Genomic DNA, 20,078 nt, shown 5'->3' with positions numbered 1-20,078 from the left:
AACACGTTAGCAAGGCGAGCGATGAGCAGGGAGAGCCCACCCCATGCACCGTCCGCAGGCACTGCTCGTGATGCGGCCCGAGACGTTCCGGCTCCAGTTCGGACCGCAGGAACTGTCGCGGCTGCGCTCACTGGCCGACCTCGGCGACCCGATCTGGTCCCACGACATCGACGCACCCCACACCCGAGCCCGCCTCGCCGAGACCGAGGTGCTGCTCACCTCCTGGGGCTGCCCCACGCTCACTCCCGAGCGACTCGACGCCGCACCCCGGTTGCGGGCCGTCCTGCACTGCGCCGGTAGCGTCCGCCACCTCGTCTCCGACGAGATCTGGCGCCGCGGCATCCTGGTCACCAGCGCCGCCGAGGCCAACGCCACCCCGGTCGCCGAGTACACCCTCGCCGCGATCATCTTCGCGGGCAAGAAGGCCCACCTGTTGGCCGCCCAATCCCGGCAGCACCCCGCCGACTGGGACGCCGTCCACCACCGCGAGGACCTCTCCAACTACGGCCGCACCATCGGCATCGTCGGGTTCTCCCGAATCGGCCGCCGCGTCATCGAACACCTGCGCACCCTCGACACTGCGCAGATTCTCGTCACCGACCCGTACGCCGACCCGGCCGCCGTCGCCGCCGCCGGCGGGCGCCTCGTCGAGCTCGACGAACTGCTGATCGCCTCCGAGATCGTCTCCCTACACCTGCCCGAGCTGCCGCAGACACGTCACGCCATCGGCGCTCGCGAGCTCGCCCTGCTCCCGGATGGCGCGACCATCATCAATACCGCTCGAGGCGCCGTCGTCGACACCGCCGTCCTGGAGCGCGAGTGCGCCACCGGGCGGCTCAATGCCATCCTCGACGTCACCGACCCCGAGCCCCTGCGCGCCGGGTCGCTCCTGGCGCAGCTGCCCAACGTCATGATCACCCCGCACATCGCCGGGTCGCTCGGCTCGGAGACCCGCCGGCTCAGCGCGCAGGCCCTCGACGAGCTGCAACGTCTCGTACGCGGCGAGCCCGCGCTGGACGCCGTCACCAGCGAGGACCTGGAGGTCAGCGCATGATCTCGCCGTACACCGGATGGACCCGCACCGAATGGGCCGCACTCGCCGACCACATGCTCGACTCCGCCTGGCGGCACGCCTCACCCACCGGCGCCCGTATCACCCCGCCCGGCGATCCCGGCGGCTATGGCACCACCGTCGACGGACTGGAAGGCTTCGCGCGCACCTTCCTGCTCGCCGGGTTTCGAATCGCCGGTGAGCAGGGCCGCGACCCCGGCAACCTGCTCGAAAGGTACGCGAAGGGCATCGCCGCAGGCAGCGACCCGAATTCGCCGGAGCGGTGGGTCCAGCCGCGCGAGCACGGCCAGGCGAAGGTCGAGGCGGCGTCGATCGCGCTGATCCTGGACATGACCCGGCCATGGCTGTGGGACCGGCTCAAGTCCGACGTGCAGGAACGCGTCGTGGACTACCTCGCGCAGGTCGTCGGTGACCACACCTACCCGCGCAACAACTGGGTCTGGTTCCGCATCGTGGTCGAGCAATTCCTCGCCTCGGTCGGCGGCCCGTGGTCGGTCGACGACATGGAGGCCGATCTGGCCCGGCACGAGTCGTTCGTCCGCGACGAGGGCTGGTACAGCGACGGCGACGAACGCAGCTACGACCACTACGTCGGCTGGGCGCTGCACCTGTACCCGATCCTGTGGGGCCGCATGGCGGGCGCGCAAGCGATGGCCGCCGCGCGGCTGCCCGACTACCGGGCACGCCTGGACCGCTTCCTGCTCGACGCGGTGCGCCTGGTCGGCGCGGACGGGTCGCCGCTGATCCAGGGCCGTAGCCTGGTCTACCGGTTCGCGGCCGCTGCGCCGTTCTGGGCCGGGGCGGTGGCGGGCACCGATGCGGTCGCCCCCGGTCTGCTGCGGCGGGCCGCGTCCGGGATCGTCAAGCACTTCACCGACCGTGGCGCCCCGGACGCCGACGGCCTGCTCACCCTCGGCTGGTTCCAGCCATGGCGGCGCATGGCGCAGCGCTACTCCGGGACCGCCTCGCCGTACTGGGCGTCCAAGGGCATGCTCGGCCTCGCGTTGCCCGCCGACCATCCGGTATGGACCGACGTCGAACAGCCGCTGCCGGTCGAGCAAGCCGACCATCTCGGCGTCATCACCGCGCCAGGCTGGGCGCTGGCGGCGACCAGGGCCGACGGCGTCGTACGGGTCTACAACCACGGCACCGACCATGCCCGCACCGGCGACCGCAGTGGGGACTCGCCGGTCTACGCTCGCCTGGGCTACTCCACTGCGACCGCCCCGGCGATGGACGACGACGGCTGGGACAACCCGCTCGACCAGTCGGTGGTGTTGCTCGACGCCAATGCCCGGGCCACCCACCGCAGCGGCTTCGCCACCCTCGACGTGCGGCTCGGCGACGACACGCAGGCCGCGGTACTGGCTTCCCGGGCCCGCTGCCATTGGGTCGAGCCGGACTCCGCCGCGCCGGACCACGGCTCCGGCCGTCCCGGGATCGCCGTCGACGCGGCCACCGTCACCACCGTGTCCGTCGTTCGCGGTGCGTGGGAGGTCCGCCTGATCCACGTCGACGTAGTCGACGCGCTCGGCTGGGACCGGGCCACGACGCTGCGCATCGGTGGCTGGCCGATCCCGACAGCAACCGGCTCGCAGGACGCCGAGCACCCCGCGCACGCGGTCGACGACGGGCTGCCCCTTGCTCAGGCCACGGGCATCGCACACACCTCGACCGCGGTCGGGCTGTCCGGCTTGCCGGTCGCCGGGGTGCACACCGTGCACGACGCCACCCCGCTGGGGGAGTGGACCGCCATCCCGTGGCTGCAAGCCACTCCCCGGGAAGGTTTCTGGCACGTCGCGGCCTTCGCGCTCAACGGCGGCAACCGGCCGCCGTCGGCAGAGATCTCCGGACCCGAGGAGGCGCCGGTCGTCCGGATCACGTGGCCGGACCAGGCCACCACGACGACGGCGCTGCCCCAGCCGCCGGCCGGCCAGCACCACCACGCACAGAACCGATCCTCCGCCTCGTGAGCGGCCGTCTTGATAGGAAGGAACGTTCGTGATCAGAAGGAGAATGCTGGCAGCGGTCGGCCTGGCGATGGCCGCCCTCCTGCCGCTCCCCGCGTGCGGCTCCAGTGACAACGAAGCCGAAGGCGGCCCCGTCGAGCTCACCGTCGCCGTGTGGAGCCTCGCCTCCACGCCCGAGTTCCAGACCCTGTTCGACGCCTTCCACAAGGCGAACCCCGACATCACCATCAAGCCCGTCGACATCCTCGCCGCCGACTATCCCACCAAAGTCACCACGATGCTCGCCGGCGGCGACACCACCGACGTCATCACCATGAAGACTCTCGCCGACTACGTCCGCTTCGCTGGCCGGGGCCAGCTCAAGGACATCACCGAGCTGGCCACCTCACCCGACGGCGCCAAGCTCGCCGGGCTCGACCAGTACAAGCAGGCCGGCGACAAGTACTACGCGCTGCCGTACCGGCAGGACTTCTGGGTCCTCTACTACAACAAGAAGATGTTCGACGCCGCCAAGCAGCCCTACCCGGAAAACCTGACCTGGGACCAGTACATCGGGCTGGCCAAAAAGCTGACCACAGGCAGCGGCGACAAGAAGGTCTACGGCGCCTACCAGCACGTCTGGCGCTCTGTGGTGCAGGCCATCGCGGCCGCACAAACCGGCGGCGACCAACTGAGCGGCGACTACCAGTTCTTCGCCGACCAGTACCGCACCGCGCTGGCGCTGCAGGACGCCGGGGCCACGCTCGACTTCGGCACCGCGGTCACCCAGAAGACCGGGTACGCGTCGATGTTCGAGACCGGCAAAGCCGCGATGCTGCCGATGGGCACCTGGTACATCGCGAAGGTCCTGTCGGAGAAGAAGAAGGGCACTACCGACGTCGACTGGGGCATCGCCCCGATGCCGCAGCGCCCCGGCGCGGCCGGCGTGACCACGTTCGGGGCGCCGACCGCGTTCGCGGTGAACAAGAAGGCCAAGCACGCCGCGGCGGCGCAGAAGTTCGTCGAGTTCGCCGCCTCACCGGAGGGCGCGAAGGCGATCGTGGACATCGGCGTGGTGCCGGCCTACCAGAGCGATGAGATCCGCCAGCAGTACTTCGCGTTGGAGGGTATGTCCACCGACGAGCTGTCCAAGAAGGCGTTCACCCCGGACAAGATCAACCCGGAAATGCCGGTCAGCGACAAAACCGCCAAGGTCGACACGGTCCTCGCCGAGGAACACCAGCTGATCATGACGAAGCAGAAGTCGATCGAAGACGCGATCAAGGAGATGGAGTCCCGCGTCAAGAACGAGATCAACTGACCACGCGCACGCCCGCGGGGACGGCACTGTCCCTCCCCGCGGGCCTACGGGAGGACGAGATGGCAGACCTGACCACCAGGCAGCCAGCGACCGGGAGGGCCGTGCCGTCGCCACCGCCGGCGCGCAGCAGGCGTGCCCGGCGCAACATGCTCATCGGCTGGAGCTTCATCCTGCCGAACTTCCTCGGCTTTGCCCTGCTCACGCTCCTGCCGGTCGCCGGGGCGCTCGCGCTGTCGTTCATGGAATGGGACTCGTACAACCCGCCGGAATGGGTCGGGCTGGACAACTTCGAGCGACTGCTGCGCGACGAGTCCACCAAGATCGCCCTCCGCAACACCGCCAGCTACGCGCTCGGGCACGTGCCGCTGACCATGCTCGCCGCACTCGGACTCGCGCTGCTGCTCAACCGCAGGCTTGCCGGGATCGGGTTCTTTCGGGCCGCGGCGTTCTTCCCGTACGTCACCTCGATGGTGGCCGTCGCCGTGGTGTGGAACATGCTGTTCAACCCGCAGCTCGGGCCGGTCAACCAGTTCCTGCAGTTCCTCGGCGTCGAGTCCCCACCCGGCTGGACCACCAGCGTCACCTGGGCGATGCCCGCGGTGATCCTCACCAGCGTGTGGCGCGACATGGGCTACTACATGGTGCTGTTCCTGGCCGGGCTGCAGGCGATCCCGACCGAGCACTACGAGGCCGCAAAGGTCGACGGCGCGGGCGCGTGGCAGCGCTTCCGGGCCGTGACCTTGCCGGGCTTGCGGCCGGTCACGTTCCTGGTACTGATCCTACTGACGGTGCAGAGTTTCAAGGTGTTCGACCTGATTGTCGTCATGACCGACGGGGGCCCGGGTCGGGCCACCCTCGTGCTGTCCCAGCAGATCTACCGCAAGGGCATCCTCGACGGCGAGTTCGGCTACGCCTCGGCAATCTCGCTCGTTCTGTTTCTGCTCGTGTTGGTCTTCACCCTGGCACAGTTCTGGTTCAACGACCGCAGGGAGCGCTCATGAGCCCCGCCGACACCACCGCGCGCCCGGCGATGCGCCGCCCACGCACGCTGGGCCAGATCAGCCTGTACGTGGTGCTGGCGCTGTGCGCCGTGGCGATCCTGGTGCCGTTCGGGTGGATGGTCAGCGCCTCACTCAAGCGCAACAACGAGGTCTTCACCATCCCGATCCAGTGGATTCCGACCGACTTCCAGTGGAGCAACTTCACCCAGATCTGGGACCGGATCCCGCTGGGCACCTACCTCGGCAACACCCTGTTCCTGAGCCTGGTCATCACGCTGCTGCAGGTGCTGACCGGCAGCTTCGCCGCGTACGGGTTCGCCAAGGTGCGCTTCCGCGGCCGCGACGCGCTGTTCCTGGCGTACATCGCGACCATCGCCGTGCCGTGGCAGGCGTACATGATCCCGCAGTACATCATGATGCAGAAGGCCGGGCTGACCGACACATTTCTTTCGCTGATCCTGCTACAGGCGTTCGGCGCGTTCGGCGTTTTCCTGATGCGGCAGTACTACCTGACAATCCCGGACGAGCTGTGCGAGGCGGCGCGCCTGGACGGCCTGAGCGAGTACGGCATCTGGGCGCGGATCGTGCTGCCGCTGTCGAAGCCGGCGCTGGCGAGCCTGGCCCTGCTGACGTTCGTCAACACGTGGAACGACTACATGGGACCGTTCATCTACCTGACCAGCAATGACCTGTGGACGATCCAGCTGGGCCTGCGCTCGTTCGTCGGGCAGTTCGACGCCGACTACGCGATGATGATGACCGGTTCGGTGCTGTCGGTCCTGCCGATCCTGGTGATCTTCCTGCTCGGCCAGCGGTACTTCATCCAGGGTGTCGCCGCCTCTGGCATGAAGGGGTGAACCGGCATGCGACTGCTCGCGAGGCTGCCCTACGACACCGTCCTCAACACGGTTTACGCGGGCCTGAAGCTCAACCTTCACTTGATCATAACGGCCCTACCGCTGCTGCTCGCGCTCGCCCTTGGTGGCCGGCCGCTGCAGGCCTGGCCGTTCTTCGCCGGGCTGTCGGCCCTGTGCGGACCGTCCGCGGCCGCCGCCTTCGCCGCTTTCCGTGCCTTCTCCGAGGGCGAGCACCGTGTCGGCCGGGTCTTCTGGGCGGCCTACCGGACGTCGTTCGGGCGCGCGATGGGCGCCGCCACCGTGGCGGCGGCGCTGGTGATCGTGCTCGGCGTCGACTTCCAGCTCGCGCTCGGCAGCCCGTTCGGTGCGGTCACCCCATTGCTGGCGCTGCTCATCGCCCTCGTCGTCGCGGCGACCACTGCGTTCCTGGCCACGGGTGGCCGTTTGCGGCCGAGTACGCTGCTGGCCTACGCCTACCTGTCGCTGCGCTACTGGCACCTCAGCCTGGCGAACCTCGCCGTCCTCGGCACCCTTGTCGCTGCGGTCGTCGCCAAGCCCGCGATCGGGCTCTTCCTGTTGCCTGCACCTGCCCTCTACATCGTGTGGGCGAACGCCCGCCACATCGGAGGACGGCACGAACACCGCGTTCCGGGCGTGCGCGAGGGCATCCCCGCGCAGGTCGTGTCCGACAGCGCCCACCGCTGAGCGAGCGGACCGCGGTCTGCCGACGGGCTACTCCTCCTGGATGAGACGGGTGAGTGACGCCGCCTCGCCGGCGACTCGGCCAGGGTCGTCGTCGATCACGAATTCCAGCAGAGCGTCGTGGTGCCTTCCGGTGCCGCGCAGCAGTGTGAACGCCTCGCGCCAGAGGCTGTCGCGGGCGTCCAGCGGCAGGCGCTGCTGCTGGGGCCACCAGGAGAAGACGTGCACCGCGCTGACCCACGGGAGGACCTTCCGAAGGTCGTCGATGGCCGCCGCGTCAGGGACACCCACCGGTGGTTGCCAGTACGTACGGATGCCGGGATGCTTCACGTCGGCAAGTAGGCGTAGCGTCGACTCGGCGGTGTCCGTCAGCGTGCCCGAGTGGTATTCGAAGGCAAGCTCGACCCCGGCGTCGCTCGCCCGCTGCACCGCGGCCCGCGTCTCGCGAACCACGGCCCTGCGCTGTTCGTCGGTAGCTGACGCCGAGCCGACGGCGCCGGCCCAGATGCGGATCCGCAGGGCACCGAGCGCGACGGCGCTGGCCAACACAGCAGAAAAGTCCTCGGTCGTGTGGGGCCCGGCGCGGAAGTAGGAGCCGTAGGACGCGACCCGGACGCCGCGGTCCAGGCCAGCCGATCGGATCAGCGCCGCGGTCCCCGTGTCACCCGGCGGCACGTGCACGTCGGCGCCCCACTCGATGCAGGACAGCCCGGCGGAGGCGGCAACGTCCAGCACCGACCATGCGGACTCGTGCCGGAGGGTGACCGAACATATACCAGGAGAAAAGGGGTGGTTCGACGCTGTCACGCTTGCCCTCTCGGCAGAGACGCTGGTAAGCGCTTTCCCCAAACGTAGATCAGGTGTCGGACTGGTGCAAGGGATTGGCACCGGAGGAGAGCAGGCAGGAGTGCTTGCCTTCAGGACCACGTCGCCGCCGACGCGGTGGGAGCGGGACAGTTCGTTGAGGACTGAGAGGAGGACCTGACGAACAATCTGTACGAGATCTGGAATCGGAGGTCGTCAGGGGCATGTTTCCGCCTGCGCGAAGTGCCGGCGACGGTGAGCTGGAGTCGGCCGCCGCGAGTTCGCAGAGCAGCACATCCCCGCGTAGCGGCCGTGGTCAGTCCCCTGCCCTCGGGGCGGGGTAGGGCGGGGTGAGTCGGTCCGCGAGCCCCTCGATGATCTGGGTGAGGTAGTCGAAGTCCGGCACCGCGACCCGCTCGGCCCGATCGTGCAGGGTTTCCGGGGTGACCGTATCGTCGATGCGGGCGACCTCGTGGTGTCCGTAGCAGTCCATGGCATGCCTCCCGCCACTGGTCGTGACGCTCGCCAGCGGTGCCGTCGCACCGTCGCTCGCCTACACCCATCATGACACTGCGTAAGCATCGCGGACAGGGGGTGACCTGGGCGGGTCAGCCCTCGGCCCGGTCTCTCGGCTCGCGCGGCTCCGGCGGCGGTCACCGCCCCGTAGGCGTCCATCATCAACGCACTACTAACCATTCGCCGCCACGGTCCGGTCGAGCACAAGATCCCGGGCGGCGGTGACGCCGACGGCCACCGCGCCCATGAGCACTGCGTCCGAGCCGAGTGTGGAAACCTCAATCCGCGGGGGTTGCAACGCCACGAGGTGCCGCAGGCGGTCTTGGATCGGACCAATCAACAGGTCGCCGCCCTGCACCCCGACACCGCCTCCGAGCACGACAAGTTCCGGGTCGAGCACTGCGGTCACTGCGGCTAGGCCATGCGCCACGTGATTGACCTCCACCTCGACCGCGCGACGGGCGATCGGGTCGCCGGCCCGTGCCGACTCGAAGACCTCCTTGGCGTTGGTCGCGTCCGTCCAGCCCAGCCGGCGGGCCGCCGCGACGATGCCATCGGCCGATGCCACCGACTCGAACATCCCGCGGCGCAGCGCTTCCGGGTCGTCCAGCAACGGATCGCCCTCACCGATCGGGAGATAGGAGATCTCGCCAGCGCCGCCCCGTGAGCCGCGGTAGAGCTTGCCGTCGACCATGACGCCCATGCCGATGCCCGTGCCTATCGACACGAAAGCGAAGTGCGCAATTCCCCGACCCAGACCGTAGGTCGCCTCACCGACGGCGGCCAGGTCGACGTCGTTTTCCACAAGGTACGGCAAGGGGGACACCGCCGAGAACCGGTCAACGGCGCCGGCGCGGTCCCACCCGGGCATGTTCGGGGCGAGGTGAAGCGCACCGGTCTCTGTGTCGTGAATGCCAGGGGTGCCGAAGACTGCCAGGGTAATGTCGGCGCGCCGGATTCCGGCCTTTGCGGTCAGGCGGTCGGCCAGCCCGGCCAACTGGGTGAGCAATTCGGTCGGATGCCGGCTCTGTGACGGATCTTCGGTGCGGGCGATGACCGTGCCCACCAGATTGGCCAGGGCAAGCCGGACGAAGGCCTGCCCGATGTCGACGGCAAGCACCCAGCCCGCCTCCGGACGGACCTCGTAGAGAAGCGCGGAACGGCCTGCGGCACCTGCGCGCAGGCCGACCTGCCGCACCAGACCGGCGCGGCCGAGGTTGGCGAGCGCGCCCGAGATCGTCGGCTTGGACAGGCCGGTGGCCTGGGCGAGCTCGGGCCGCGACACCGTGCCCAGCCGAAAGATCTCTCCGAACACCGCCCGCTCGTTCATGACCCGCAGCATGCTCGTCGTGCTCGCGGTCTGGTGAGTCAGCACCTGATCACAGTCTCACACGACTTCGTAAAGGTCCATTACCAATTTTGTTAGAGACATTGCCAAACGCCGTTGGCAGGGTGCATTCTGCTGATCTGAACCACCGACGAGAGGTGTCCCATGAGACCTAAGTGGTTCCTTGTCCCGCTGGCGGCTGTGTTGCTGGCCGCGGGTTGCGGCTCCGGCTCCGGCTCTGACGCGCCCGCGGGAGATGCGCCAACGATCGCGCTGTTCCTACCCGAGTCCAAGACCACGCGCTACGAGGCGTTTGACCGGCCGTTGTTTGAGGCCAAGGTCAAGGCGCTCTGCTCGAACTGCAAGCTGCTCTACAGCAACGCCGACCAGGATGCCGTCAAACAGCAGCAGCAGGTCGAGGCGGCCCTCGCGCAGGGCGCCGACGTCCTGGTGCTCGACGCCGTGGACGCGGATGCGGCCGCCTCCCTGGTCAACCAGGCCAAGCAGCAAAAGGTGCCGGTCATCGCCTACGACCGGCTGATCTCAGGCATCGCCTACGAGTACTACGTGTCCTTCAACAACGTCCGGGTCGGGGAGGCCCAGGGCCAGGCGTTGCTGGACGCCCTCAACGCCAAGGGGACGGCCGACAAGGGCAAGATCGTGATGATCAACGGAGCGCCGACGGATCCCAGCTCCGCGGATTACAAGTCCGGCGCACACCACATCCTCGACGGCAAGGTCCAGATCGGGCGCGAGTTCGACACCCCGGACTGGAGCCCGGACAAGGCCCAGCAGCAAATGGAACAGGCCATCACGGCGCTCGGCCGGGACAACATCGTCGGCGTGCTCTCCGCCAACGACGGCATGGCCGGGGGCGCGATCGCCGCCATGAAGCGGGCCGGCTACACCACGTTGCCGCCAATCACCGGGCAGGACGCCGAGCTGGCAGCCGTGCAGCGGATCCTGACCGGTGAGCAGTACATGACCGTCTACCTGGACATCCGCAGTGAGGCCGAGAAGTCCGCGGAACTGGCGGTCGCGCTGACCAAGGGCGAGCAACCGCAGGCGATGGCCAAGGTCAACAACGGGGCGACCGACATCCCGGCGTTCCTGCTGGATCCGGTCGCGGTGACCGCTGACAAGATCAAGGACACCATCGTGAAGGACGGCTTCTACAAGCCCAGCGAGATCTGCACCGGCGCCGTGGCCGCCGCCTGTGACAAGGCCGGAATCCAGTAGATGTTCGCGGCGCGAGGAGTGTCAAAGCGGTTCGGTGCGGTACGGGCACTCGACACGGTCGACCTCGACCTGAGCGCAGGCGAAGTCGTCGCGCTGGTCGGCGACAACGGCGCCGGCAAGTCCACCCTGGTCAAGGTGATCTCCGGCGCGGTGACCGCCGACGAGGGACGGCTGGAACGCGACGGCGCGTCCGTACAGATCAACAACCCACACCAGGCCAGGAGCCTCGGCATCTCCACCGTCTACCAGGACCTGGCGCTCTGCGAAAACCTCGACGTCATCGGCAACCTGTTCCTCGGCTCGGAGCGCCGCCGCTGGACGATGCTCCGCAAGATTGAAATGGAGCGGGCCGCGCGAGCGCTGCTGTCCTCACTGGACGTTCGGATCCAGGACATCCAGGTGCCGGTTGCGATGCTCTCCGGCGGCCAGCGTCAGTCCGTCGCCATCGCCCGAGCGTTGGTGGGCGATCCGTGGCTGGTCATCCTCGACGAGCCGACGGCCGCGCTCGGTGTCGAGCAGACCGCGCAGGTGCTGGACCTGATCCGGCGCCTGCGTGACCGCGGTCTGGCCGTACTCCTCATCTCGCACAACCTCGCCGACGTCCGCGCCGTGAGCGACCGCACGGTCGTGCTGCGGCTGGGCCGCAACGCCGGCGACTTCCGTACCGCCGAGACCAGCCCGGAGGCGATCGTGGCCGCAATCACCGGAGCCGCGGCATGACCACAGTAGCGAAAGCGTTCCGCTGGCCAGGCCGCTCAGCGGACCGGGCCACGAGGCGCAGCGACATCGGCACGTGGCCGGTCATGGGCGGACTGATCGCCATCGCGATCGTGTTCGGCTCGCTCAACGAGCGGTTCCTCTCCGCCGAGAACCTCACCAACCTCGCACTGCAACTCGCCGCGACCGGCACGATCTCACTGGGCATCATCATGGTGCTCCTGATCGGCGAGATCGACCTGTCCGCCGGATCGGTGAGCGGGCTGTGCGCCGCGGTGCTCGCCATCCTGCACGTCCGGCAGGGCCACTCCGCACTGCTCGCCGTCGCTATCGCACTCACATTGGGCGCGGCGATCGGCCTGGTGCAGGGACTGATGTTCACGCAGCTTCGCATGCCGTCGTTCGTCGTGACGCTCGCCGGCCTCATCGGCTGGCAGGGGCTGCTGTTGTACGTACTGGGCCGGGGCGGCACGATCAACCTCCCGTTCGACGGCTCAATCGCCCGCCTCAGCGACACCTGGCTGCCGCCCTGGGCAAGCTGGCTACTGGTCGTACTCATCGTCGGCGCCGCAGGGACGAGCGCCGCGCTCAACAGGCGGTTGCGCCGGAAGGCCGGCCTGCCACTGCCGCCGCTGAACCGCCCGGTCCTGCGCCTCGCCGGGCTCGCCGGACTGCTCTGCCTCGCCGTGCTCGTGCTGAGCGCCGACCGCGGCGTACCGCTGCTGCTGGTCATCTTCGGGGCGCTGGTCGTCTCCGCCGACCTGGTGCTGCGCAACACCGTGTTCGGGCAGTGGCTCTATGCGATAGGCGGCAATGCGGAGGCGGCACGGCGGGCCGGCATTCCCGTCACCCGGCTGCGGATCATCGCGTTCGTCTTGGCGTCGGCGTTAGCCGCGTTCGGCGGCCTCCTCGCCGCGAGCAGGCTGGCCGCTGTCAATCAGAGCTCGGGGGGCAGCGACACCCTGCTGATGGCGATCGCTGCCGCGGTCATCGGCGGTGTGTCGCTGTTCGGTGGCCGTGGCCGCGCATACGGGGCCCTGCTCGGCATCCTGGTGATCCAATCAATCACGAACGGAATGCTGCTGCTAAACGTCGACTCGTCGATCCGCCTTATGGTCACCGCCATCGTGCTGGCGGCCGCCGTGGCCATCGACTCGTTGTCCCGTCGAGGTCAGCAGTGAACGGGGCCCACGTACTCGGTATCGACTTCGGCGGCACAAAGGTCGCACTGGCCACGGCCGACGCCCGGTCGCCCCTGGACTTCTCGACCCGGCTGAGGATACCGACGACCGGGGGAGCCGAACAGGTGGTTCGGCGGTCGCTGGAGGTCGCCCGAGGAATGGTCGCCGCGCCGGCCGCCGTCGGGGTGTCCACCATCGGCGTCGTGCGCGCCGATCGAATCCGGCTCGCCCCCAACGTACCCGGCTGGGAGGGCATGGAACTGCCGCGGATGCTACGCGACGAGTACGGCGACACGCCGGTCATCATCGACAACGACGTCAACGCCGCCGCCGCGGCAGAGCTGCGTTGGGGTGCGCTGCGCGGGGTCGACGTCGGCCTGTACATCAACCTAGGTACGGGCCTCGCGGCCGCGCTGGTGGTCGACGGTCGCGTGGTACGCGGCGCGCACGGCGCCGCCGGCGAGATCGGCTACCTCCTGGACCCCACCACCGACGACTGCTATGCCGACGGTCACGCACCCCTGGAGGAGTTGGTGTCCGGCAATGCGTTGGCCCACCAGGGCTCAGCCCTGGTGGGCCGCACGGTAGCCGCCGCCGAGCTGTTCACCATAGCCGGCGACCCGCGTGTGGACGCCCTCATCGACGGGGCGCTACGGAGGCTGGCCCAGGCCGTGGCCATCCTGTGCATCACCCTCGATCCGGCGCGAGTGGCTATCGGTGGCGGGATGATGGGCGCCGCCGACCGCATCCTGCCCCGCATCGCCACCTTGCTTCCCCAGGCGGTCCCCTTCCCGCCACAACTGGTGCCGGCAAGGTTCATTGACGACGCGCCGCTGCTGGGTGCACTTGCCCTGGCGGTCGAAGCGGCCGGCGTCACGTAGCTGACGGTCAATCCCGGCCTGGACTGCAACATCCTCCACTCGGCACGGCCGGAGGTGTGCGTCGGGGCGGTTCACCTTCGGCGCCCGCATCGGGCCGGCGCTGATCTTCGTTCGCGCCCGCTCAGGAGCGACCGCGCGCGGACCGCCGCGTGATGCAGCTCAGGGCGAGGCCACCTTGCCTCTCGCCCCGGCTCGGGCCCACGGCGGCGGCTCCGAGCAGGACGAATGAGAAGTCCCTGCGAGTTCTGCGGTTCAGCGGAATGCCGACCTTGACGCGGCGAGCCATCTCCCGGCGGCTGATGCCCAGCCCCTTGGGCGATGAGCCGTTCGAGGCGAAGGGGCACAGGGGCGTCGAAGATGACCGGAACCCGGATGGGCCAGGGGCTTTCGGGACGGGACGGGGCGAGCAGTTCCCAGCACGAGTCCCATTCCAGGGCGAACCGGTTACGCCGGCTGAGCAGCGGGTCGAGAAGGAATCGGGCGACGAGGGCAGAGACGATGCCGGAGCAGCCCTCCAGAAGGCTTGGATTCAGGTACCGGACCGGGACACGATCGTGAACGGTGATTTTGCTGCTGCGGTCGCAGGAAACGCAGGCGACCAGGAGCCAGCTGTCGAGGAGTTTGCGGTGGACCTTGACGCGGAACTTCCCGTTGCCGTTGCTGGCGAGGTCAAAATGGCAGTGGACGCAGCGGAATGCGGGCACGGGATGGCGCGTGCGCCGAACGGTCCAGGACAGCACGATTTGAGGACGCGTAGACATGATCTCTCTGAAGATCTGACGGAAGGCATGGGAAAAGAGCCGACGGAGACGTCGGCGACCGATGCACGGGATGGTGTCAGGTCTAAAGAGCAGGCGGCGTCACGCGGGGTGAAGTCCTCTCGTGAGTGGGTCGGAGAAGAAGATCCAGTTACAAGGTAGGGCGGAGCAGGCTGGCGAGACCACCCATTTTTGTCCTGGTGCGGAGCGCTTCGCTGATCGAGCCTCCGCAGCCTGGACCTGTGGTGGACGGGGGCGGCGGCCGATGCTGATCTCGTCGAGCCGCGGCTGAGGTCAGTCCAGCGCCTGGACCGACCAGTTGGCGAGGAGTTCCAGCACCGTCCGGCGGCCAGCGAAGATCGCCGCTTCGTCCCGCTGGTCGTAGGTCTGGCCGGTGGCCCCGCCGGCACGGTTGAGCATCACCGGCGCGAGCCAGAAGTACTTGGCCGCGCCGGTGATCCGTACCGCGCGGGCGACCAGTGCCGGGTCGACGGCCGCGCGTAGCCCCTCGACGTACCCGGTCAGCACAGCGTCGGCGACGTCGGGTAGGAGCGCCAGGTCCACCAGGCCGTCGAAGAAGGTGTCCAGCACCAGGTTGGCCGCGTCCTCGCCGATCGGACCGGGGCCGACGAAGGACCAGTCCAGCAGCACGGGGCCGGCGTCGGTGAAGATCAGATTGTTCGGCCAGACGTCGTGGTGGCACAGGGTGTGCGGGAGTTGGTCGGTGGCCGCCAGCACCGCCTGCCGCCCATCCCAGAGCCGGCGGAGGCCGTCGCGCAGCGGTGCCGGCCAGGCCGCCGCCGCGACGGGATGCTGCCACGGCACCGGCTCGGTCACCGGACGGCTCAGGGTGTAGTCGCGTAGCCAGTCCCGGGCCAGCCAGTCGTGGCGCGACAGCGTGCCGGTCCGATCCAGCCAGTCGGCGTGCGCCGAGCCGAGCCGGCGGGCCAGCTCGGCGAAGTCGGCCATCGAGCCGGCCGTGCCCGGCCGGCCGTCCACCTCGGCCAACCAGAGGGCGACCGTCCCGTCCGGTCGCTCCTCGACCGCCAGTACATCCGGCGCGGCCAGGCCCGCGCCGGACCAGGCAGTGGAGGCCAACCCACTGCGGTACGCCTCGACCTCGCGCCGCCAGTAGTTCCAGTGGCCCGGATCGGCGCTCGCTGCCCAGTGCGCGGGGCCGGTGCCGCCCGTGGGCGGCGTGATCAGCTTGAGCACCGCCGGGCGGCCGTCCCGCCGGGTCCGCCAGATGCCGCCGGTCACCCCGTTGAGTGGGTTGTGGGTCAACGACTGTGCCGGCACCTCGGCGGGGACGAGGTCGAGCGGTGGGCGGGCCATCGCGCGCAGCGTACCGTCCCGACCGTCAGCCCTGCGGCGACCCGCAGCGGTTGACCACGGCCGGTGCGAGCCGACTGACCCGATCCCGTCCCGGCCTGTCGGCAAGTGGACACGTCACCGCATTGCACGCCGTCAGCTTCGTCAGCACGATGAGATGCATCCGAAGCCGGGGAGAACCGCGGCGCCCAAGCCCGCAATCTCATGTGCCCCCTTTGACTGGAGTCTCACGACCCCCTCCCGGTGCCGCAACGGGATGGCCGGCGACGCGAGGGCACACGGGCGGACGGCGAAGCTGACCCGGGCGTTGGGCGAACGCTACGCCCGGGAGGTGGCCGTGTACCAGAAAGAGGCGGCGGGATCGCATCGCCTGCGGCAGGCGGCCGAGGCGCGCCTGCGGTACGGCCGGGCCGCCGGGATGCCGATTCAGTTCCGGATCCCGGAGTTGTGAGCGGTGCACGCCTACGACGATTCAGCCTGTGCCGACACGCGCGGCGTTCGGCGCTCCGCCGTTTCGGAGTCCGTGACCGTGGACGAGCACCTCGAGGCCGAGGCTGACCGGTTCGCCGACCGGCACTCGGAGAGTCCGCCCGGTGCTGTCCGCTCGATGCCGCGCCTCGACGCGCCGGCTCCCCCGATCGGGTCTTCCGGCGAACCCCTGGACGCCGGAACGCGAGCGCTGATGGAACCCCGACTGGGCTGGGATCTGGCTCAGGTTCGGGTGCACACCGGGCGGAACGCCGCTGACTCGGCGACCGCGCTCGGCGCGCAGGCGTACACCGTCGGCCGGCACATCGTCCTCGGCGCGGGTGCCGGACCCGGGTCGGACACCGGCCGTCGCCTTCTCGCGCACGAGCTGGCCCACGTGGCGCAACAGGCCCGGGGTGAGAGCCGTGGCGCGCTCCACCTGAAGCCCGGGGCGCCACCGGCGCCAGCGGGATCGCGCAAGCCGCGCCCGTTCCGCCTGCTGGTGACGCGAGTGATGTCGCCACCGGAACTGCTGCGCGAGTTCGTCCGGCAGTATTACCAGACCGCGAGTGAGCAGGAGGTCGACCGGCGGCTGCCGCTGTGGCACTGGCAGAACCCGGGCGGCCGCGGGACATCCGCCGCCGACGTCCGCCGCGGTTTCATCATGCTGCCGGTCACCGACGCCACGCAGGCCGCGATGCGAGGGTTGTCCGAGGCCGAGCAGCATCAGATCAACGCGGCGGCCGATGCGCGGTTTTGGCAGGAGAACGGCCTCGAACCGGGTACGAAGCTCGGCACCGGTCCGAAGGACGCCGCGCTGCGCGGCCGCTGGCGCGGGGCGCGCGCCGATGTGCTGCGCGAGCACGCCGAGCTGCGGGAGATCGAAGCCCTACCCGACGACGTCAAGCGAATCCTCTTCGGTGGCGACCGGACGCTGGCCCCGGAAGAGTACGAGAAAGCACTGTGGCTCGCGCACAAGCTGAGCGGCCTGACGAAGGCCCAGCGGACGGACTACCTGAGCAAGGTCAACGCGGGGACGACGAGCTGGGCCGAGCTGGACGCCTCGATCGAGCGGTACCTACTCGACCAGCGCATCCGTGAGGCCGAGACGGTGCGGACGGAGGCCGCCGCCGCCACACTCTTCGGATGCGAGGACCTGTACCGGGCCTGGCAGCGCAGGAACCTGGTGAGAGCGTGGACGAGATCGGTCGTCGGCCCCGCCCACGACCCCGTGTTGCTGCGCGAGATGGGCGAGGCCACTACCCAATTCAGGGCGGCCCTGAGCCGTCACGGGTTCGCCGACGAGGCGGCGTTCCGTGCCGCAATGGATGCCTACCTGCTGCGGTTCCGGTCCGAGGCGGTCACGTTCGGACTCGACGTCCTCGCGCGCTACGACCACCTGCTCTACGAGGAACGGCGCAAACTGCAAGACCTCGGCTACCTGCAGGCGATGGTCGCGGGCATCGCCAAGACCACGGCGCGCGCCGACTACGCAGCGGCAGCCGAGAAGGCGTCCTTCGCTCGACTCACCGTCATGGGGGTGGATCCAGAATCACCCGTCGAGCGGTGGCGGGCCGCCGCGCAGGCGGCCAAGTACAGCGCAGAGGCCAGCGCCCTGCGGACCGCGGCCAGCACGGCGGTGGTGACCGCGTCGGGCGGTGACCCCCTCGTCGACCCGGAGAAGCTCGGCCGGGGCACCGACCGCGAGAGGCTCGCGGGAGCAGACGCCACCACCGCGCAGCGGTACCTGCTCGACGTGGTCCGGGAACGGCTGTCGGACACGGCGAAGGCGCGTTACGAGTTCACGAACGACCCGGAGCGTATCTTCAGCCTGCCCGACCTTGTCGCCGCGACAATGAAGAGCCAGGGTGCGGAGGCCGACACCATCTACGCCTGGATCGTCCGCGACCACATCGACGACATACGATCGGCGCACCTCTTCTCGGCCATCGTCCTCGGCATCATCGCCCTCGTCCTCGCGGTGCTCGTACCCGGTGGCGGTTGGCTCGCCGCGGCCGCGCTGGTCGCCAACACCGGGATCAGCGCCTACCAGGCGATCGAAGCGATCAAGGAATACCAGCAGCAGGCGGTCGAGTACCGGCTGTCGTTCATCCAGGACGAGCCGTCGCTGTTCTGGGTCGGGGTCGCGGTCGCGGCGGCGGCGCTCGACCTCGGGATGACAGCGGCCCAGCTGCTGAAGATGTCGGCGAAGGGGCTGTCGTCGCTGGAGGGGCCGCTGCGCGAGTTCGCCGCCGCCTCCGACGTCGAAACCGCCGCACTGCGATTCGAAAAGCTCACCGCGAAGATCGACGCGGCCGAGGGGCTGCAAGTGGAGGTCAAGGCGGCGCTGAAGGCGCGCGCGGCGGCCGAACTCGGTCTCAAGCGGGCCCTGAGCCAGATGGGTGGCCGGCTCATGGGCTCGGCCGGGGTGGTCGACCCCGTACCGCTGTTCGAGGGTCTCTACTACGGCATCAAGAAAGGCGTGAATTCGATCACCAAGTTGCGCAAGGACGCGCAGCTGCTCGAACTCATGGGCGACGTGACGAAGATGTCCGGCGCCGGACGGGCCGAGATCACCACGGCGTTCGAGCAGGTGAAGCAGGTCGTCACGCTCGGCGAGAAGCGCGGAATGGACGAGGCCGCGGTGCTGCGGTACGTCGACCGGCTCGCCGCGGAGCGGTCCGCCGGTGAGGGTGCGTTCCAAGCGCTGCTGGAGGAAATGCGGGCCTGGCGACGCCCGACCCAGGAGCAGGTCCAGGCCGAGGCGAAACTCGCGGCGGCGAGCGATCGGCTCGCCTCGCTGCGCCAGTACCGAGCCGAGCTCGAGGCCGAACTGCGCGCCCGCCCGAAGACGCCGGCCGGGACGCCGGACACCGAGCGGATCGCCGAGATCCGCAAGGAGCTCGACGACCTCGACGGCGTCGTGCGGGCAGACCGGTCCGGCATCCGCCGGGTGGACCGCGAAGGCCTCATCACCCAGGCCGAGCGCAGCCTGCGCGAGGCGGAGACACTCGCGGAAAGTGCCAGGCTCGATCCGACGACGCGGATGCGACAGGTCTTCGGCGCCTCACGAGAACGGGCCGACGTCGTGGCAACCGCCACGGTAGACCAGGTCGGGCAGTTGCGAACGCCAAGCCAGGGACTCGCGGTGGACCACGTCGTCTCGCTCAAGCGGATGTCGCAGATGGAGGGCTTCGACAAACTCAAGGCGATCGAGCGCAACGCCCTGGCTGTCCGCAGGGACAACCTCGTTCTCATGGACGCCTCCGCGAACGCGTCCAAGGGCGAGCGCAGCTGGACGGCCTGGCAGCAGGCGTCGACCTTCTACGCCCCCGACGTCGTCGCGTCATGGGCGGCCCGGGACGCGGAACTGACGAAGACGATCCAGGAGTGGATTCTCGCGACGATCCGGGGCCGCTGAGCTCCAACGCGGCAGAACCATCCGCCTCTGAAATCGCCCGGCGGGAACCGACGCGCGCTGGCGCTGCGCCACCCACCGTGACGCCTGCCAGTGAACTGTGTCAGCTTGGTTCGAGGCCGGTCAGCACCTCGACGATGACCGACTCGGTCCCCGCGTTCGCGAATTTGAGCGATCGGGGGCCACCGTCGACCAGCGCGGCGAGGACGCCCGGCGTGGCAATGAGCAGCGTGCCGTCAATGCCGAACGGTTCGCCCTCGGTCGTGCCGTTGACCGGCGTGAGGGTGACTGCCGCCGCCTTCCCGCCGGGCGTATGCGCGGCGACCCCGAGCAGGACGACCGTCCCGCCGTCGGGCAGGAGGTCGACGCTCTGCTCGTCGCCCGCGCCTCCCGTAGCGTTGAGAGCGACGGAGGCGAAGGTGTACGACTGCGGCTGCAGGGTGCTGCTCAACGGCAACGTGGGGCCGCCGGCCACCTTGAGTGCAGCAGTCACGGTCACCTGGACCATGGGACCTCCCAGGACGTGGGTGAGGCC

Annotated in this window: 18 protein-coding genes; 12 read left to right on the top strand and 6 right to left on the bottom strand. The window is 69.3% G+C overall.

Annotation, left to right across the window (positions count from 1 at the left end; genetic code table 11):
* Positions 1-43 precede the first annotated feature (43 nt).
* Genes ACIRG9_RS12995 through ACIRG9_RS12970 form a run of 6 tightly spaced genes read left to right on the top strand, consistent with a single transcriptional unit; the run spans position 44 to position 6,905 of the window.
* Positions 44-1,054, top strand: a complete 1,011-nt coding sequence (locus ACIRG9_RS12995; RefSeq protein WP_402854470.1) for a hydroxyacid dehydrogenase — start codon at positions 44-46, stop codon at positions 1,052-1,054.
* A complete protein-coding gene (locus ACIRG9_RS12990) occupies positions 1,051-3,045 on the top strand; it encodes a DUF2264 domain-containing protein (RefSeq protein WP_402854468.1) in 1,995 nt (664 codons plus the stop codon). The genes ACIRG9_RS12995 and ACIRG9_RS12990 overlap by 4 nt, the downstream gene beginning before the upstream one ends.
* 28 nt (positions 3,046-3,073) lie before the next feature.
* Positions 3,074-4,342, top strand: a complete 1,269-nt coding sequence (locus ACIRG9_RS12985; protein ID WP_402854467.1) for an ABC transporter substrate-binding protein — start codon at positions 3,074-3,076, stop codon at positions 4,340-4,342.
* 59 nt (positions 4,343-4,401) lie between these two features.
* The gene (locus ACIRG9_RS12980) at positions 4,402-5,343 is read left to right on the top strand and encodes a carbohydrate ABC transporter permease (RefSeq protein ID WP_402854465.1); all 942 of its coding nucleotides are present in this window, start codon (positions 4,402-4,404) and stop codon (positions 5,341-5,343) included.
* The gene (locus ACIRG9_RS12975; RefSeq protein WP_402854463.1) at positions 5,340-6,200 is read left to right on the top strand and encodes a carbohydrate ABC transporter permease; all 861 of its coding nucleotides are present in this window, start codon (positions 5,340-5,342) and stop codon (positions 6,198-6,200) included. Before ACIRG9_RS12980 ends, ACIRG9_RS12975 begins: the two co-directional genes overlap by 4 nt.
* A 6-nt stretch (positions 6,201-6,206) precedes the next feature.
* Positions 6,207-6,905 carry a DUF624 domain-containing protein gene (locus ACIRG9_RS12970; protein ID WP_402854461.1) on the top strand — a complete coding sequence of 233 codons (699 nt, stop codon included), beginning with the start codon at positions 6,207-6,209 and terminating at the stop codon, positions 6,903-6,905.
* Positions 6,906-6,932: 27 nt separating this feature from the next.
* Here ACIRG9_RS12970 and ACIRG9_RS12965 read toward each other — a convergent pair whose 3' ends face one another.
* From ACIRG9_RS12965 to ACIRG9_RS12955, 3 genes are all read right to left on the bottom strand, one after another.
* The gene (locus tag ACIRG9_RS12965) at positions 6,933-7,637 is read right to left on the bottom strand and encodes a sugar phosphate isomerase/epimerase family protein (protein WP_402854459.1); all 705 of its coding nucleotides are present in this window, start codon (positions 7,635-7,637) and stop codon (positions 6,933-6,935) included.
* Between the two features lie 385 nt (positions 7,638-8,022).
* Positions 8,023-8,199, bottom strand: coding sequence for a hypothetical protein (locus ACIRG9_RS12960; protein ID WP_402854457.1), 177 nt, complete (start codon positions 8,197-8,199; stop codon positions 8,023-8,025).
* A gap of 195 nt (positions 8,200-8,394) precedes the next feature.
* Entirely contained in the window at positions 8,395-9,552 is a 1,158-nt protein-coding gene (locus tag ACIRG9_RS12955; RefSeq protein ID WP_402854455.1) for an ROK family transcriptional regulator, read from the bottom strand.
* Positions 9,553-9,714: 162 nt separating this feature from the next.
* On the opposite strand from ACIRG9_RS12955, the gene ACIRG9_RS12950 reads away from it, so the two are divergent.
* The 4 genes from ACIRG9_RS12950 to ACIRG9_RS12935 all read left to right on the top strand — a co-directional run bounded on the left by ACIRG9_RS12950 (position 9,715) and on the right by ACIRG9_RS12935 (position 13,567).
* A complete protein-coding gene (locus ACIRG9_RS12950) occupies positions 9,715-10,788 on the top strand; it encodes a sugar ABC transporter substrate-binding protein (RefSeq protein WP_402854453.1) in 1,074 nt (357 codons plus the stop codon).
* A gap of 18 nt (positions 10,789-10,806) precedes the next feature.
* Positions 10,807-11,508 carry an ATP-binding cassette domain-containing protein gene (locus tag ACIRG9_RS12945; protein WP_402854451.1) on the top strand — a complete coding sequence of 234 codons (702 nt, stop codon included), beginning with the start codon at positions 10,807-10,809 and terminating at the stop codon, positions 11,506-11,508.
* An 83-nt stretch (positions 11,509-11,591) separates the two neighbouring features.
* A complete protein-coding gene (locus ACIRG9_RS12940; RefSeq protein WP_402854450.1) occupies positions 11,592-12,686 on the top strand; it encodes a sugar ABC transporter permease in 1,095 nt (364 codons plus the stop codon).
* Positions 12,683-13,567: an ROK family protein gene (locus ACIRG9_RS12935; RefSeq protein WP_402854449.1), complete on the top strand. Its 885-nt coding sequence runs from the start codon at positions 12,683-12,685 to the stop codon at positions 13,565-13,567. Before ACIRG9_RS12940 ends, ACIRG9_RS12935 begins: the two co-directional genes overlap by 4 nt.
* A 71-nt stretch (positions 13,568-13,638) precedes the next feature.
* Here ACIRG9_RS12935 and ACIRG9_RS12930 read toward each other — a convergent pair whose 3' ends face one another.
* On the bottom strand, positions 13,639-14,328 hold the full coding sequence (locus ACIRG9_RS12930; RefSeq protein ID WP_402854447.1) for a DUF1062 domain-containing protein: 690 nt from the start codon (positions 14,326-14,328) through the stop codon (positions 13,639-13,641).
* Positions 14,329-14,619: 291 nt separating this feature from the next.
* Positions 14,620-15,660 (bottom strand): phosphotransferase family protein, encoded by a 1,041-nt coding sequence (locus ACIRG9_RS12925; protein WP_402854445.1) that lies wholly within the window; start codon positions 15,658-15,660, stop codon positions 14,620-14,622.
* A gap of 253 nt (positions 15,661-15,913) precedes the next feature.
* Between ACIRG9_RS12925 and ACIRG9_RS12920 the strand changes: the two genes are divergently transcribed.
* Together ACIRG9_RS12920 and ACIRG9_RS12915 are read left to right on the top strand one after the other, a co-directional pair.
* Positions 15,914-16,108 carry a hypothetical protein gene (locus ACIRG9_RS12920; RefSeq protein ID WP_402854444.1) on the top strand — a complete coding sequence of 65 codons (195 nt, stop codon included), beginning with the start codon at positions 15,914-15,916 and terminating at the stop codon, positions 16,106-16,108.
* Positions 16,109-16,264: 156 nt separating this feature from the next.
* Positions 16,265-19,546: a DUF4157 domain-containing protein gene (locus ACIRG9_RS12915; RefSeq protein WP_402854958.1), complete on the top strand. Its 3,282-nt coding sequence runs from the start codon at positions 16,265-16,267 to the stop codon at positions 19,544-19,546.
* Positions 19,547-19,646: 100 nt separating this feature from the next.
* Here ACIRG9_RS12915 and ACIRG9_RS12910 read toward each other — a convergent pair whose 3' ends face one another.
* Positions 19,647-20,051, bottom strand: coding sequence for a hypothetical protein (locus ACIRG9_RS12910; RefSeq protein ID WP_402854442.1), 405 nt, complete (start codon positions 20,049-20,051; stop codon positions 19,647-19,649).
* Positions 20,052-20,078: the final 27 nt, after the last annotated feature.

Source organism: Micromonospora sp. NPDC093277 (assembly GCF_044765245.1).
Classification (GTDB): domain Bacteria; phylum Actinomycetota; class Actinomycetes; order Mycobacteriales; family Micromonosporaceae; genus Micromonospora.
Note: the sequence above shows the minus strand (reverse complement) of the source record. Positions and strands in the feature narration are given on the sequence as shown.

What these genes read in the sequence shown, in the direction of transcription:
- ACIRG9_RS12995 (WP_402854470.1), top strand. Translation starts at nt 44, where the DNA reads ATGCACCGTCCGCAGGCACTGCTCGTGATGCGGCCCGAGACGTTCCGG.
- ACIRG9_RS12990 (WP_402854468.1), top strand. Translation starts at nt 1,051, where the DNA reads ATGATCTCGCCGTACACCGGATGGACCCGCACCGAATGGGCCGCACTC.
- ACIRG9_RS12980 (WP_402854465.1), top strand. Translation starts at nt 4,402, where the DNA reads ATGGCAGACCTGACCACCAGGCAGCCAGCGACCGGGAGGGCCGTGCCG.
- ACIRG9_RS12975 (WP_402854463.1), top strand. Translation starts at nt 5,340, where the DNA reads ATGAGCCCCGCCGACACCACCGCGCGCCCGGCGATGCGCCGCCCACGC.
- ACIRG9_RS12970 (WP_402854461.1), top strand. Translation starts at nt 6,207, where the DNA reads ATGCGACTGCTCGCGAGGCTGCCCTACGACACCGTCCTCAACACGGTT.
- ACIRG9_RS12960 (WP_402854457.1), bottom strand. Translation starts at nt 8,199, where the DNA reads ATGGACTGCTACGGACACCACGAGGTCGCCCGCATCGACGATACGGTC.
- ACIRG9_RS12955 (WP_402854455.1), bottom strand. Translation starts at nt 9,552, where the DNA reads ATGAACGAGCGGGCGGTGTTCGGAGAGATCTTTCGGCTGGGCACGGTG.
- ACIRG9_RS12950 (WP_402854453.1), top strand. Translation starts at nt 9,715, where the DNA reads ATGAGACCTAAGTGGTTCCTTGTCCCGCTGGCGGCTGTGTTGCTGGCC.
- ACIRG9_RS12940 (WP_402854450.1), top strand. Translation starts at nt 11,592, where the DNA reads ATGGGCGGACTGATCGCCATCGCGATCGTGTTCGGCTCGCTCAACGAG.
- ACIRG9_RS12930 (WP_402854447.1), bottom strand. Translation starts at nt 14,328, where the DNA reads ATGTCTACGCGTCCTCAAATCGTGCTGTCCTGGACCGTTCGGCGCACG.
- ACIRG9_RS12925 (WP_402854445.1), bottom strand. Translation starts at nt 15,660, where the DNA reads ATGGCCCGCCCACCGCTCGACCTCGTCCCCGCCGAGGTGCCGGCACAG.
- ACIRG9_RS12920 (WP_402854444.1), top strand. Translation starts at nt 15,914, where the DNA reads ATGGCCGGCGACGCGAGGGCACACGGGCGGACGGCGAAGCTGACCCGG.
- ACIRG9_RS12915 (WP_402854958.1), top strand. Translation starts at nt 16,265, where the DNA reads ATGCCGCGCCTCGACGCGCCGGCTCCCCCGATCGGGTCTTCCGGCGAA.
- ACIRG9_RS12910 (WP_402854442.1), bottom strand. Translation starts at nt 20,051, where the DNA reads ATGGTCCAGGTGACCGTGACTGCTGCACTCAAGGTGGCCGGCGGCCCC.